The following is a 911-nucleotide window of genomic DNA, read 5'->3' as shown; positions in this document are numbered from 1 at the left end:
GGCCCGCGCGAATCGATGGAATACGACGTCGTGATCGTCGGCGGCGGCCCCGCCGGGCTGTCGGCGGCGATCCGGCTCAAGCAGCTGGCCGCCGAGAAAGGCACCGAAATCGGCGTGTGCGTGCTCGAGAAAGGTTCCGAGATCGGCGCGCACATCCTGTCGGGTGCGGTGATGGACCCGCGCGCGATCACCGAACTGTTCCCCGACTGGAAGGAACGCGGCGCGCCGCTCGACGTCGAGGTGACGGAAGACCGCTTCCTGTTCCTGTCCGAGAAAAGCGCGATCACCACGCCGAACTGGGCGCTGCCCGCCAACTTCCAGAACCACGGCAACTACGTGATTTCGCTGGGTAACGTGACCCGCTGGCTGGGCCAGCAGGCCGAAGCGCTGGGCGTCGAGATCTTCCCCGGCTTCCCGGCCGCCGAGATTCTCTACAACGACGACGGCTCCGTGAAAGGCGTCGCGACCGGCAACATGGGCGTGGGCAAGGACGGCGAGCCGACCGAGAACTTCCAGCTCGGCATGGAACTGCACGCGAAGTACACGCTGTTCGCCGAAGGCTGCCGCGGCCACCTCGGCCGCCAGCTGATCGCGAAGTTCAAGCTCGACGCGAACGCCGATCCGCAGGCTTACGGGATCGGCATCAAGGAGCTGTGGGAAATCAATCCCGCCAAGCACAAGCCGGGCCTCGTGATCCACACGGCCGGCTGGCCGCTGAAGTCGGACACTTACGGCGGCTCGTTCCTGTACCACATGGACAACAACCAGGTCGTGGTCGGCTTCGTGGTGGGCCTGGGCTACACGAACCCGTACCTGTCGCCGTTCGAGGAATTCCAGCGCTACAAGACGCACCCGTCGATCCGCGCGTTCCTGGAAGGCGGCAAGCGCGTGTCGTACGGCGCGCGCGCGAT

General features: G+C 66.0%; 1 protein-coding gene. It reads left to right on the top strand.

Going from position 1 to position 911, the window contains the following annotated elements; translation table 11 throughout:
- The coding region (locus ABY44_RS17775) for an NAD(P)/FAD-dependent oxidoreductase (protein ID WP_431641497.1) at positions 1–911 on the top strand (911 nt) is incomplete at both ends.

It is taken from the genome of Burkholderia sp. ZZQ-2, from assembly GCF_050768715.1.
Lineage (GTDB): Bacteria > Pseudomonadota > Gammaproteobacteria > Burkholderiales > Burkholderiaceae > Burkholderia > Burkholderia cepacia.
Note: the sequence above shows the minus strand (reverse complement) of the source record. Positions and strands in the feature narration are given on the sequence as shown.